Annotated in this window: 11 protein-coding genes; all 11 read left to right on the top strand. The window is 39.2% G+C overall.

Annotation, left to right across the window (positions count from 1 at the left end; translation table 11 throughout):
- Positions 1–79: 79 nt before the first annotated feature.
- Entirely contained in the window at positions 80–1,096 is a 1,017-nt protein-coding gene (gene hprK / locus AC6UDB_RS06370) for an HPr(Ser) kinase/phosphatase (protein ID WP_500694441.1), read from the top strand.
- A gap of 11 nt (positions 1,097–1,107) precedes the next feature.
- Entirely contained in the window at positions 1,108–1,920 is an 813-nt protein-coding gene (gene lgt / locus AC6UDB_RS06365; RefSeq protein WP_500709476.1) for a prolipoprotein diacylglyceryl transferase, read from the top strand.
- Between the two features lie 26 nt (positions 1,921–1,946).
- Positions 1,947–2,963, top strand: coding sequence for an NAD(P)H-dependent glycerol-3-phosphate dehydrogenase (locus AC6UDB_RS06360; RefSeq protein WP_500706801.1), 1,017 nt, complete (start codon positions 1,947–1,949; stop codon positions 2,961–2,963).
- A gap of 23 nt (positions 2,964–2,986) precedes the next feature.
- Positions 2,987–3,886, top strand: coding sequence for a UTP--glucose-1-phosphate uridylyltransferase GalU (galU, locus tag AC6UDB_RS06355; RefSeq protein WP_500709475.1), 900 nt, complete (start codon positions 2,987–2,989; stop codon positions 3,884–3,886).
- A gap of 118 nt (positions 3,887–4,004) precedes the next feature.
- Positions 4,005–4,514 carry a thiol peroxidase gene (locus AC6UDB_RS06350; RefSeq protein ID WP_500694437.1) on the top strand — a complete coding sequence of 170 codons (510 nt, stop codon included), beginning with the start codon at positions 4,005–4,007 and terminating at the stop codon, positions 4,512–4,514.
- Between the two features lie 16 nt (positions 4,515–4,530).
- Entirely contained in the window at positions 4,531–5,463 is a 933-nt protein-coding gene (gene trxB, locus AC6UDB_RS06345; RefSeq protein WP_500694436.1) for a thioredoxin-disulfide reductase, read from the top strand.
- A gap of 152 nt (positions 5,464–5,615) precedes the next feature.
- Positions 5,616–7,631, top strand: coding sequence for an excinuclease ABC subunit UvrB (uvrB, locus tag AC6UDB_RS06340; RefSeq protein WP_500709474.1), 2,016 nt, complete (start codon positions 5,616–5,618; stop codon positions 7,629–7,631).
- Between the two features lie 9 nt (positions 7,632–7,640).
- The gene (gene uvrA / locus AC6UDB_RS06335) at positions 7,641–10,508 is read left to right on the top strand and encodes an excinuclease ABC subunit UvrA (protein WP_500696118.1); all 2,868 of its coding nucleotides are present in this window, start codon (positions 7,641–7,643) and stop codon (positions 10,506–10,508) included.
- A 44-nt stretch (positions 10,509–10,552) separates the two neighbouring features.
- Complete coding sequence (locus AC6UDB_RS06330) at positions 10,553–11,092, top strand: HdeD family acid-resistance protein (protein WP_500696117.1); 540 nt, start codon at positions 10,553–10,555, stop codon at positions 11,090–11,092.
- A 147-nt stretch (positions 11,093–11,239) separates the two neighbouring features.
- The gene (locus AC6UDB_RS06325) at positions 11,240–11,509 is read left to right on the top strand and encodes a CsbD family protein (protein ID WP_500694432.1); all 270 of its coding nucleotides are present in this window, start codon (positions 11,240–11,242) and stop codon (positions 11,507–11,509) included.
- A gap of 772 nt (positions 11,510–12,281) precedes the next feature.
- The coding region (locus tag AC6UDB_RS06320; protein WP_500709473.1) for a KxYKxGKxW signal peptide domain-containing protein at positions 12,282–14,221 on the top strand (1,940 nt) is incomplete at its 3' end.

The raw sequence follows: 14,221 nt of genomic DNA, 5'->3' as shown, positions 1-14,221 counted from the left end.
GCATAAAATTAAGAACCGCCTAAATTAGGTCTGATTGTGTTAGAATTAAGTAAATTAATTTTATTTGGAGGTAGGTCCAATGGCTCAGAGTGTAACGGTAGCTGATTTAGTAAAGAACACTCATCTTAGTGTCTTTTGGGGTCGTGAATATTTAGACCGTCCCATTACCACTAGTGACATTTCACGTCCGGGACTGGAATTGACTGGATATTTTAACTACTACCCAGCCAAGCGAATTCAGATCTTTGGGATAACTGAAACCTCATTTGCAAAGGGAATGAGTGATGAAAAATTAAAAGAAGTAATGACCAAAATGTGTCAACCAGAAACGCCTGCATTTGTTATTTCTACTCAACTAGAACCACCTGAGCAGTTAGTGGCAGCCGCCAAAAAGGCTCACATTCCAATCTTAGGTTCAAAGTTAACCACCTCTAGAATTCTAAGCAATATGACGACGTATCTTGAAGCTAAGTTAGCCGAACGAAAGTCCATTCATGGGGTTTTGGTTGAAGTTTATGGACTTGGTGTTTTAATTACCGGTGATTCTGGAATTGGTAAGAGTGAAACGGCGCTAGAACTTGTTAAGCGTGGTCATCGTTTAATTGCTGATGATCGAGTTGAGGTTTATCAACAAGATGAGCAAACCTTGATTGGTCAAGCTCCCAAGATTCTTAATCACTTACTAGAAATTCGTGGGATTGGCATTATTGATGTGATGAACCTATTTGGTGCGGGTGCCGTTCGTTCCCAATCAAAAGTGGACTTAATCGTTCATTTGGACCAGTGGAACAAGGATACTAAGTATGATCGGCTTGGGACCGACCGTGAAACAACTCGAATCTTTGACGTTGATTTGAAGAAATTGACAATTCCGGTAAAACCCGGACGAAACTTAGCCATTATTATTGAAACCGCTGCGATGAACTTTAGGGCTCGTTCAATGGGATACGATGCGACTAAGGTCTTTGATAACAACTTAAATGAGTTGATCAAAGAAAATGCTTCTAAAAACAACCAGGAGCAAAAACACGAAGAACAAGCAGTTGAACAAAATAAGAAAGATATTAGCCAAGATGCTAATAAGGATCCTGAATAGGAGTGGAAGTTGTGTTTAGCATATTGGCATTAAATCCGGTTGCGATTCATCTCGGACCAATTGCGGTCCACTGGTATGGTATTTTTATCGCTGCCGCTGTCTTGATTGCCGTTTACCTTTCAATGAAAGAAGCTAAGCGACAACACTTAAATGAAGATGTCTTATATGATTTGATTTTGTGGGCGATTCCAATTGCGATTATTTCGGCTCGAATCTATTATGTGGTTTTTCAATGGAGATATTATCGCCATCATCTAGATGAGATTATTCAAATTTGGGATGGTGGAATTGCCATTTATGGAGCTTTAATCGGGGCTGGATTATTTATTTGGTGGTTTTGTTTTAAACATCATTTGTCAGTCTGGCAGATTTTAGATATTGCCGCTCCAACCGTCATTATGGCTCAAGGAATTGGCCGTTGGGGTAATTTCATGAATCAGGAAGCATTTGGAGCGGTAACATCACTTCAATTTTTACAGCATTTACATTTACCTGACGTTATCATCAATCAAATGTTTATTAGCGGGGCGTACCGCCAGCCAACGTTTTTATATGAGTCACTTTGGGATTTAGCAGGATTTGCTGTCTTGATGATTATGAGACATGCCCCGCAGTTCTTTAAGCGTGGGGAAGTCTTTTTAAGTTACGTGATGTGGTATTCGTTTGGACGTTTTTTCACCGAGGGCATGCGGACCGATAGTTTAATGTTATTCGGGGTAATCCGGGTATCACAGTTGCTTTCCATTTTATTATTCGTAGTAGCACTATTTGTTTTAATTTATCGTAGACGAAACGACCAGTTAGTCTGGTACTACGGTAGTTAAGTGATTTGTAGGAGATAATTTAAATAATGACAGAAAAAATCGCAGTACTCGGTGCAGGATCATGGGGCAGCATGCTCGCCGATATTTTAGTTGAAAATGGGCATGAAGTTAAAATTTGGTCGAAAAGCAAGGAACAGGTGGATGAGTTAAATAATCAGCACACTAATTCCCATTACATCAAGAACTTTACCTTTCCAAAAGAGATGAAAGCTTATGCTGACATGGAAGAGGCACTTAAAGGAGCCGATGATGTTTTATTCATTGTTCCATCACAGGCAACTCGTTCGGTTGCAAATCAAGCTAACAAAATTTTGGGCAAGTTAGAAATGAAACCATATATCATCCATGGAAGTAAGGGCATTGAAAAGGGTACCTATGATCGAATGTCTCAGGTATTGCAAGAAGAAATTGATCCTCAAAATCGTAAGTCGATTTCAGCCCTTTCTGGACCTAGTCAAGCTGAAGATGTTGCTAGACGTGATATTACCTTAGTTACAGTCGCCAGTGATGATATGCCATCTGCTGAGCATTTTCAAAAATTGTTTATGAATGATTATTTCAGAATTTATACTAATAACGACATTATTGGGGTTGAACTTGGTGGGGCTTTAAAAAATATTATTGCATTAGGAGCTGGAGCCTTGGTAGGTTTGGGCTACGGTGATAATGCAAAAGCAGCCCTCATGACCCGTGGTATTGCGGAAATATCACGTTTAGGTGTATCATTTGGTGCGGACCCATTAACTTTTAGCGGATTGTCTGGTGTAGGTGACGTGATTGTCACCGCAACTAGTTCTGATTCTCGCAATTGGCGGGCTGGTTATCAGCTCGGCAAGGGTAAGAAATTGGATGACGTTGTTAAAGACATGGGCATGGTGATCGAGGGAATCGACACCAATCAAGCTGCATTTGAATTATCAAAACAACGTGGGGTAGAAATGCCCATTACATCCGCAATTCATGCAGTAATTAATAATGAAGAAACCGTTTCTGACGCGATTTCTAATTTAATGTCTAGAGAGGGACGTTCAGAACAAGGTTAATTCTAAAAGGGGTATATAAGAAGATGAAAAAAGTAACTAAAGCTGTTATTCCTGCCGCTGGCTTAGGAACAAGATTTTTACCTGAAACGAAAGCACTTCCAAAGGAAATGTTACCAATTGTTGATATTCCAACCATTCAATACATTGTTGAAGAAGCTAAGGCTTCTGGAATCAAAGACATTGTCATTGTGATTGGTAAGGGCAAGCGTGCCATTGAAGATCATTTTGATTCAAACGTAATGCTTGAAGAAAACCTTGAAAAAAAGGGTAAAGAAAAGATGCTCAAGTCAATTCAGAAGACTAATGATATGAACATTTACTTTATTAGACAATCTTATCCACGTGGACTTGGCGACGCTGTTTTAACGGCCAAAAGTTTCATTGGAAATGATCCATTTGTGGTTATGCTTGGAGACGACTTGATGGAAGATACGACTCCGCTCACCAAACAATTGATGAATAGTTACGAAAAGACGGGAGCTTCAACCCTTGCCGTTATGAAAGTCCCTCATAAGGAGACTTCTAAATACGGAGTAATTGAACCAGTTAGCGAGGTTTCAAAGGGACTTTATAATGTGAGAAACTTCGTTGAAAAGCCAGACCCCAAGGATGCTCCTAGTGATCTAGCAATTATTGGACGTTACTTGTTAACTCCACAGATTTTTGACGTTTTGGAACACACTAAGCCAGGTAAGGGGAATGAAGTTCAGCTAACCGATGCCATCAATACTTTAAATCAAACTCAAAGAGTGTTTGCTCATGAGTTTAAGGGTGATCGGTACGATACTGGCAATAAGCTTAGCTGGCTTGAGACTAACATTACCTTTGGTTTAAAACACCCTGAAATTGAGCAAGAATTACGTGAATACATTAAGAACCTTGGTCAAAAGCTGACTAAGGAAGACGAACAAAAGAAAAATTAGATTAAAATGCCGACTTTTGCCGGCATTTTTTATTTTGAAGTATAATGATTAAACATTTAATTCAGTTTATGATAATATAATTTTGTACAATTGATATTAGTCAAGGAGGTTTTTGGTTATGAAAATTAAATTAGGTGGACTACCAGTATCATGGTTAATGGGTGATGATCAACCAAAGGTTGGCGATTATCTACCAAAATTTACCGTAAAAAATGCTGAAGGGAAAGATGTTACGACTGATGATTTAAAGGGTCAGACAACGTTGATTAGTGTGGTTCCTAACTTAAAGACAAAGGTATGTAGTTTAGAAACTGCTCGTTTTAACCAGGAAGCATCAAAGTTTAAGGGCATTAAATTTGTTACCATTTCAAATAACCCAATTGAATACCAAAAAAATTGGTGTGCCGCTCACGGTGTCAACAACATGGAAATTCTTTCTGATTTTAATGGTTCATTTGGAAAAGCCATGCACTTATACATCCCGGCTTTTGGTCACTTAGCTCGGGTGGTTTACTTGGTAAATGCTGAAGGCAAAATTTTGTATTGTCAAGCAGTTCCAGAAATTACTCATCAACCAAACTACGAACCAGTTCTTGACGAGTTAAAGAAAGTAACAAACAATAAATAATGATTGAGGCGATATAATGGCAAAAAAGTATGATGTAATTGTAATCGGTGCTGGTCCAGCCGGAATGACGGCGGCATTGTATGCATCACGAGCCGAACTATCTGTATTAATGCTTGATCGTGGGATCTATGGTGGACAGATGAACAACACTGCCGAAATTGAGAATTATCCTGGATTTAAATCAGTCTTAGGACCAGATCTATCTAAAAAAATGTACGATGGGAGTACTCAGTTTGGTGCTGAGTATGGCTACGGAACCGTTACTGGCATTGACATTGATGGCGATAAACGGATTGTTAAGACTGAAGACGGTGACTATGAGGCTCCTTCTGTAATTATTGGTGCTGGTTCTGAGTACAAGAAACTCGGAGTTCCCGGTGAGCAAGACTACAGTGGAAAAGGTGTTTCTTACTGTGCGGTTTGTGATGGCGCCTTCTTTAAAGGCGAAGACGTTGTTGTCGTTGGTGGTGGTGACTCTGCAATTGAGGAAGCTACTTATCTATCCAATATCGTAAAGCACGTTACGGTCATTCACAGACGTGATCAACTTCGGGCCCAGAAGATTCTGCAGAAGCGGGCCTTTGATAAGGACAATATCGATTTTGTCTGGAACAGTAACGTTACTGATATTGAAGGTGACGGTCAAAAAGTAACCGGGGTTGCGATTAAAAACAACCAAACCGGTGAAACTTCAAACATTAAAGCTTCTGGTGTCTTTATTTACGTTGGTATTTTACCAATGACTGATGCGTTCAAGAACCTTGGAATTACTGATGAACAAGGTTGGATTGACACCGATGATGAAATGAAGACTAAGATTCCCGGTGTCTTCGCGGTTGGTGACGTACGAAAGAAACACTTACGTCAAATTACGACTGCGGTCGGCGATGGCGGAACTGCAGGTCAGGGCGTCTTCAATTACGTCGAAGAGCTTAAAACTAAAGATTAAACGAAAAAGAGCAGAGTCGATCTGCTCTTTTTGTATGGAAGCTTTGGTCTAATTGCTTTGCGAAAGTATGTTCGTATGCTAGAATTATTATAAGTAACGGGAGAAAGTTAATGCTTTCTCCTTTTTTTCCGAGTTTAAGAAGAGGTGCCAATATGATTAAAAAAACGAATAATAATTTTGACCTAGTTTCGAAATTTACTCCAACTGGTGATCAGCCGGAAGCCATTAAAGAATTAACCCAGGGAATTAGAAATGGAGATCGTGATCAGGTCCTTTTGGGTGCTACTGGAACTGGTAAAACCTACACCATGGCAAATGTCATTAAGAACATTAACAAGCCAACGCTGGTTTTATCGCACAATAAAACTTTAGCTGGGCAACTTTATAGTGAGCTCAAGCAGTTGTTTCCTAATAATGCGGTCGAATATTTTGTGAGTTATTATGATTTTTATCAGCCTGAGGCCTATGTTCCTTCCAGTGATACCTATATTGAAAAGGATGCTTCGATTAATGACGAGATTGATCAACTCCGCCACGCAGCAACGAGTGCTCTACTAGAACGAAACGATGTTATCGTTGTGGCTTCAGTTTCCTCAATCTTTGGTTTAGGAAGTCCAAAAGAATATCAGGACCATACGGTTTCGTTGCACGTTGGACAACAACTAGAGCGCGATGTCTTTTTGCGTCAGTTGGTTAACATTCAATTCGATCGAAACGACATTGATTTTCAACGTGGTCGCTTTCGTGTACATGGTGATGTAGTAGAAGTCTTTCCGGCTTCTAGAAATGAACATGCCTATCGGATCGAATTTTTCGGTGACGAGATTGACCGAATTACTGAAGTTGACACGTTGACTGGTGAAGTTATCGGTGAACGAAAACAGATTACAATTTTTCCTGCCACTCACTTCTTGACTAACAAGGAAACGATGGATGTGGCTTTACCTGAAATCAAGGATGAAATGGTAAAACAGGTTGCTAACTTTGAGAAAAAGGGCAAACTACTTGAAGCTCAAAGATTGAAGCAACGGACCACCTATGACATTGAAATGATGCGTGAAATGGGATATACAACTGGGATTGAGAATTATTCTCGTTATATGGACCGCAGAAAACCTGGCGAAGCTCCATACACATTATTGGACTTTTTCCCCAAAGATTATTTGATGTTCATTGATGAATCACATCGAACGGTTCCGCAAATCGGTGGAATGTTTAACGGTGATAAGGCTAGAAAGCAGCAATTAATTGATTATGGATTTAGACTTCCCAGCGCGCTTGATAATCGACCATTAAAGTTACCTGAGTTTGAAAAACGGGTTAATCAAGTAGTTTATATGTCAGCCACTCCGGGTCCATATGAAGAGGACAAGACTAATCACGTTGTCCAACAAATTATTCGTCCAACTGGACTACTTGATCCAACCGTTGAAGTTCGTCCCACGAAAGATCAAATGGATGATTTGGTTGGTGAAATCAATAAACGAGTTCAAAATAACGAGCGTACCTTCGTTACGACCTTAACCAAGAAGATGGCAGAAGATTTAACCGATTATCTAAAAGATTTGGGAATTAAAGTAAAATACTTGCACAGTGATATTAAAACCCTCGAAAGAACCCAAATTTTACGTGATTTGCGTTTGGGTAAGTTTGATGTTTTAGTTGGAATTAACCTGTTGCGTGAAGGGATTGACGTTCCCGAAACATCATTGATTGCAATCTTGGATGCTGATAAGGAAGGCTTTTTGCGTGACAAACGTTCCCTTGTACAAACAATTGGAAGAGCAGCTCGTAATTCACACGGACATGTTATTATGTACGCGGACAACGTTACCGATTCGATGAAGTACGCGATGGATGAAACTGCCCGTCGTCGTTCCATTCAGATGAAGTACAATCAGGAACACAACATTACCCCTAAGACCATTATCAAACCAATTCCTAAGGCCATTTCTGCGTATAAACAGGGCGAGAAAAACAACGATGATAATACTAATGGAAGCTTTGTTGAATCCGATTTTGACCAAATGAGTGCTAAGGATCAAAAGGAAATGATTGATAATTTAGAGGACGAAATGAGAGCGGCAGCCAAAAAACTTGATTTTGAGCAAGCTGCTAACTTAAGGGATACCGTGATGCAGCTTAAGGGTGAGAAAAAGAAAAAGTGAGGTGGTTAGATGGCAAATGACGTCATTAAAATTAAAGGCGCCCGTGAACATAATCTAAAAGACGTAAATGTTGATGTCCCCAAGAATAAAATGGTGGTAATGACCGGTTTATCTGGTTCAGGTAAGAGTTCTTTAGCTTTTGATACCCTTTACGCTGAAGGTCAACGCCGTTATGTCCAAAGTCTTTCCTCTTATGCTAGACAATTTTTGGGTCAAATGGATAAACCTGACGTTGATTCGATTGAGGGACTTAGTCCAGCCATTTCAATTGATCAGAAAACAACTTCAAAAAATCCTCGTTCAACCGTTGGAACTGTCACTGAGATTAATGATTATTTACGTTTATTGTGGGCAAGAGTTGGGACGCCAATTTGTCCAAATGATGGAACGGTCATTACTAGTCAATCCGTCGATCAAATGATTGACGAAATCATGGCCCTCCCTGAACGAACTAAATTGCAGATTATGTCACCAGTTGTCCGTGATAAAAAGGGACAACATAAAAAAGTTTTTGAAAAAATTAAGCGCGAAGGTTTCGTGAGAGTCCGAGTGGATGGTGAAATCCATGATGCGACCGAAGATTTTGATTTAGATAAAAATAAGCGTCATAACATTGACGTGGTAGTTGACCGAATTGTCGTTAGAGACGGGATTAATTCACGATTGTCAGATTCACTTGAGACAGCTTTACGTCTAAGTGATGGATATGCCATTGCCGACTTTCTTGGTAAGCGAGAGCCGATGGTGTTTTCGGAACATTACTCTTGTCCGATTTGTGGTTTTACGGTTGGGAAACTGGAACCACGTCTTTTTTCATTTAATGCCCCATATGGAGCATGTCCTGAGTGTGATGGATTAGGAGTTAAGTTGGAAGTCGATAACGATTTAGTGGTCCCAGATCAAGATAAGACGCTTAATGAGGGAGCAATTGAACCATGGAATCCAATTAGCTCAAAATACTATCCAGCAATGTTAGAGCAGGCTTGTAAAGCCTTTAATATTGATATGGATACTCCATACCGTAAATTACCAAAGAAACAGCGTGATCTATTGATGAATGGTTCCAAGGGGAAAACGTTCCATTTTCACTACAAGAGTGATTTTGGTGGAGTTCGTGATGTTGATGCTCCCTTTGAAGGAGTCCTTAACAACGTTAAACGCCGTTATCATGAAACCAACAGTAATTTCACTCGAGAACAAATGGAAAAGTACATGACAGAATTAACTTGTCAGACTTGTCATGGGTACCGATTAAACGAAAAGGCTTTGGCCGTTAAAATTGATGGTAAACACATCGGTGAGGTTTCTGATATGAATATTGCTGACGAACGCCAATTCTTTAGTCACCTTACTTTTGGTGAACAAGATACGGTTGTTGCTCATCCAATTATTAAGGAAATCTGTGACCGACTGGAATTTTTGGAAAACGTTGGATTGAATTATTTGACCCTTTCCAGATCGGCCCGAACGCTTTCTGGTGGTGAAGCACAGAGAATTCGACTTGCAACTCAGATTGGTTCAAATCTCTCAGGAATTTTGTATGTACTTGATGAACCCTCCATTGGTCTTCATCAGCGTGATAATGATCGGTTAATTAAGTCCCTGAAAAAGATGCGTGATCTAGGTAATACATTGGTCATTGTTGAACATGATTCAGATACGATGCGTTCAGCCGATTATTTAATTGATGTTGGCCCAGGAGCAGGAGAGAAGGGTGGTAAGATTGTTGCCACCGGAACTCCAGAACAAGTGGCTCAAAATCCGAAATCATTAACTGGTCAGTATCTCTCTGGAAAAAAGTTTATTCCCGTTCCCTTAAAACGACGAAAAGGGAACGGCAAGAACGTCACCCTAAAGGGTGCTTTAGAAAATAATCTCAAAGACATTACCGTTAAATTTCCACTTGGTAAGTTTGACGTGGTGACGGGAGTTTCTGGTTCCGGAAAGTCTACGTTGGTTAATGATATCTTAAAACGAGCCTTGGCCCAGAAGTTGAATCATAATTCGGAAAAACCAGGTAAGTATAAATCAATCACTGGATGGAAGAACATTGAAAAACTAGTAAGTATTGATCAAAGTCCGATTGGCCGAACCCCTCGAAGTAATCCAGCTACATACACTGGAGTCTTTGATGATATTCGAGGCTTGTTTGCCCAAACTAACGAGGCCAAACTTCGCGGGTATAAAAAGGGACGGTTTAGTTTTAACATCAAGGGTGGTCGTTGTGAGACTTGTCATGGTGATGGAATCTTGAAGATTGAGATGAACTTTCTACCCGATGTTTACGTTCCGTGTGAAGTTTGTCATGGGAAACGGTATAATTCTGAAACGCTTGAGATTCAATACAAGGGAAAAAATATCGCTGAAGTTCTTGACATGACCGTGAATGAGTCGTTAGAGTTTTTCAAAGCCATCCCAAAGATTACGCGAAAGTTGCAGACCATTTCTGACGTGGGACTTGGTTACGTGAAATTAGGTCAACCAGCTAATACCTTGTCAGGTGGAGAAGCACAACGAATGAAGTTAGCTTCTGAACTCCATAAGCGTTCAACTGGAAATAACTTTTATATTCTTGACGAACCCACTACGGGACTTCATACTGACGACATTAAGCGATTAATTGGGGTCCTTTCTAAACTTGTTGATAAGGGAAATACCGTTCTGATCATTGAACACAATTTAAACGTTATTAAAGAGGCTGACCACGTGATCGACTTAGGTCCAGAAGGTGGAGCAGCTGGTGGATACGTAGTTGGAACCGGAACACCCGAACAGATTGTCAAACTGAAAAATAGTTATACTGGTGAATATTTAAAACCCGTCCTAGAGCGTGACACCAAGCGAACCATTGAAGCTCAACAGCATCAGCAAAAGTAGATGTGGTAAAATATGGTTGAAACAAACAATTGGAGGTCATATTTATGATGTACGAAGATAAAAAATGGGGATTTGATTGGTTTGAATGTCTATTTGGCGTTGTCTTATTATTAGCCGCTGTTTTGATGTTCTTCCACCCAACTACAAGTGCTGCTGTTTTGGCAATCATATTCGCCGTCGTTGCATTAGTTGCCGGAGTAAAATCAATTTGGGTCTATCGAAAGTTAAGTCAAGAAATTGGCTATCGAAGTTTTACGATGTTAATTGGTGGTGCGATTGAAATCTTGTTAGCACTATTGTTCCTGTTTAACGTTCATGCTGGGACCTTTACCCTCGGGATCCTATTTGCAGTTTGGATTCTGGTTTACTCAATCTGTCAGTTGATTGTAGTTGATCACATTCGTAAGTTTAACGGTGGGGTCTTCTGGACGTCACTTGTTTTTGATCTTATTACACTATTTTTAGGAATTTTCTTACTGTTAGACCCAAGTCTAGCTGCTAAGGTTTTAGCTATAATTGTGGGAATTGTCCTGTTAGTGGCAGGAATTAACATGATTATGCTGGCATTTGCTCACAAACTATAAAATTAATTAAGACACCTTAAATTAATGAGGTGTCTTTTTTGGATTAATTCTTAATTAATATCTTAATGGGGGAAGTCTTTACTAGTTATTATTTTACAGGCATGATACTATTATATTGAATTATTAATCAATATTAGGAGGGTCATTATGAAGAATTTACTTTTAGGTTTTAGTTTGGGTGCAAACATCGTGTTAGGTTACTTAGTACTTGAAGATCGTTATGATTTAGACGATATTGCTGACCGCATCGATAACTTGAGTGACGTTGCCCAAGGTAAGGCACAGCAAATTAAGGGTGCAATCTCTGGTGACACCATGGATAAGATCAAAGGTGACCTACAAAGCAGTAAGGGGAACTTTATGAACAAAGCCCAAGATGTTAAAGATGACATCGACAGTGACCTTGATAACGAATAATTAGATGGGAAAAAAGCGATTAGCAATAATAAAGCGTCGTATAATATTTAGATTTTTATATAAATTTATACTTCTAAGGATTCATACCGATTTAAATTGGTATGAATCCTTTTTTTTAGAAATTCGTTTATCATCAAACCGTTTGAAGAGAGTTATTCACTAGCGAGAATTGTTCTAACTCTTTCGGGTAATTAAGGCTTTTTACACATTAAGAGAATAATGAATGTGAATTTAATTATAATTAATATAATGTGATTTCTTTTATAATTTTATTCACAAGCGACCATGTAACCCAGTAAAAACCAATGTTGGCAAACATCACAAGAAATGATTTTATGTTTTGCTAATGATTTATTAGCAAATTAATTTTCACGGTAATTCTCACATAGTGCGAGTAAACGGGGCTTGCGGAGTATCTTGTTGCTATACTTGGCGTTGAATTTGGCTGTCATTTTCATTATGTACAATCATTAATTAACATTTAAAATTATTATTAGGAAAAAGTAAGAATTACGTTGCTATCATTGGACTTACGCAGCTAATGTTACAAAACTATTACGATTTTTCGTTTTATTTACACACAATGAGAAACAATTACCTCCACGCATTGGTTAATCGTGGAAAACACTGCTATGTATGCCTTTGTTTTACTCATATTGTATAAAATACGATTGTGTTCAATTTAATTTCAGATTGTGCAATAATTACTTAAGGCTAAGTAGGCCGGTAAGTATAGATTAATTTGAAATTAGAAGGGCAGGTTTTTATTTATATGTTTAATCGTGATAGCAAAACACATTATAAGATGTATAAGGCTGGTAAACGATGGCTGTTCAGCGCCATTACAGTCACCATGTTTTCAGCCGGGATTTCAGGCGGAATCCTTATGTCTAATCAACATAATGTGAAAGCGGACGTTACTAACAACGCTCAGATGAATTCACAAAATAGTGATTCGTCTGATAAGCAAGTAACAGTACCGCAAAATCAGACTACCAATGATCCGGCAACTGATCAGAACGTCACCAAGAGTGATGAGGCAGCAAATACACAAGCTAATTCATCACAAAACGATACAACTGATCAGAATGTTACCAAGAATGATGATGTTTCAGCTAAGCAGACCGACTCATCACAAAATAAGTCTTCTGATCAAAACATAGCCAAAAATAATGACACCACATCAGATAATCAGACTGACCAAAGTGGCACTAAAAATAATGATGCATCTGACCAAAAGAAAGATGCCGCACAAGATCAATCAGCTGACAAGCAGACTGACCAAGACGCCACCAAGAACGACGATGCTTCTAACCAGAAGAAAGATGCCACACAGGATCAATCAACTGATAAAAAAGCTGACTCTGATGCCACTAAACAAGACGCAACTAAGAATGATGACACTACTAATAAAGTAGCCGATGCATTAAGAGATCAATCAGCAGATCAAAAGTCTGACCAGGAGGCAGCTACAAGTGATAACACAGCAAACAAACAAGACGCTGCGGTAGCTGCCAACCAAAAGACTGATGATCAAGCAGCAACCATGAATCAAACGGCGGCAGCTTTAGCTACCAATGATCCCCAGAATCAGCTAAAGAATGCCACTACTGATCTTGCTGCTGAACCATTTAAAATTACTGTTAATGATCCTAACTATCAAGCTAACAATGTTCCTTGGGTTGATCCAGACGAACAACACTTTACGTATGGTTTTGTTACTATAAATTCTTCTTCTAACAACCGCAGTAAACTAAAGTGGATTGTTTGGTCAACTGATCGTACTGGTGATGGTATTGTTTATGTAAATGAAATTGACGCTAATGGAAACTTGATTAAGACTTATGTTCTTAATCAAAATGGGCAAACCATTAATTCCAACACTCTTGATGGTCTTGTTTATCGAAGATGGAATGACAATAGTACTGGTATGTCATTAAACAATGGTTATTACACCTTTACGAAGGATTGGTTTTACGATAATACGGAAGGTGTCAATTCTACACTTGCACAAATATCAGTATTCACTCCTCAATTGGTTACACAAACCGTCACGTGGACTAACAGAGATACTGGTGCAGTGATGGCTACCCATCAGTTTACCGGAATGTCTGGTCAGACATATGATATTACGGGTATGCCACCAGAAATTCCAACCACTTATTATATTTCCACAAAGCCATCAAATGCTTCAGGAACCATTTCAAATTTCGGGGTTGTGGGTACCCAGTGGCAAAAACATTTTAAGGGTGGATATACAGAAGTTTATACGGAAACCGATGACCATGGTGGTATGAGTGTTCAATTACTCGATCCTAATGGAAACGCAATTGCTGGTACCGATGGCCAAACGACTTATCATATTGATGCTAGTTACAACTATGATCCAGCTACCCAGAGGTATTCCTGGAATGTTAGAGGTTACGGTTATGTTCTTCTATCACCAATTTATGTTCCACAAACCCGTAAGATCGATTATCAAGTTGCTCAACTGGGAAAATTAGTTCCAGTTGATTCCAATGGCAATCCGATTGACAATGGATCCCACGATGTTCCATACGAAACGCAACCAGACGATCCTACTAAAGCACAACAGCCTCAATTACCTAATATTCCTGGCATGATTCCAATGGATCCCCATGATCCAAGTCAACCATTAAAACCAGGTCCAGATGGGACTTATCCATACCCAATTACGGATCCAGGTTCAGA

The sequence above is a fragment of the Fructilactobacillus sp. X3R2C1 genome (assembly GCF_059901235.1).
Note: the sequence above shows the minus strand (reverse complement) of the source record. Positions and strands in the feature narration are given on the sequence as shown.

What these genes read in the sequence shown, in the direction of transcription:
- galU (WP_500709475.1), top strand. Translation starts at nt 2,987, where the DNA reads ATGAAAAAAGTAACTAAAGCTGTTATTCCTGCCGCTGGCTTAGGAACA.
- uvrA (WP_500696118.1), top strand. Translation starts at nt 7,641, where the DNA reads ATGGCAAATGACGTCATTAAAATTAAAGGCGCCCGTGAACATAATCTA.
- AC6UDB_RS06360 (WP_500706801.1), top strand. Translation starts at nt 1,947, where the DNA reads ATGACAGAAAAAATCGCAGTACTCGGTGCAGGATCATGGGGCAGCATG.
- AC6UDB_RS06350 (WP_500694437.1), top strand. Translation starts at nt 4,005, where the DNA reads ATGAAAATTAAATTAGGTGGACTACCAGTATCATGGTTAATGGGTGAT.
- AC6UDB_RS06330 (WP_500696117.1), top strand. Translation starts at nt 10,553, where the DNA reads ATGATGTACGAAGATAAAAAATGGGGATTTGATTGGTTTGAATGTCTA.
- trxB (WP_500694436.1), top strand. Translation starts at nt 4,531, where the DNA reads ATGGCAAAAAAGTATGATGTAATTGTAATCGGTGCTGGTCCAGCCGGA.
- hprK (WP_500694441.1), top strand. Translation starts at nt 80, where the DNA reads ATGGCTCAGAGTGTAACGGTAGCTGATTTAGTAAAGAACACTCATCTT.
- AC6UDB_RS06325 (WP_500694432.1), top strand. Translation starts at nt 11,240, where the DNA reads ATGAAGAATTTACTTTTAGGTTTTAGTTTGGGTGCAAACATCGTGTTA.
- uvrB (WP_500709474.1), top strand. Translation starts at nt 5,616, where the DNA reads ATGATTAAAAAAACGAATAATAATTTTGACCTAGTTTCGAAATTTACT.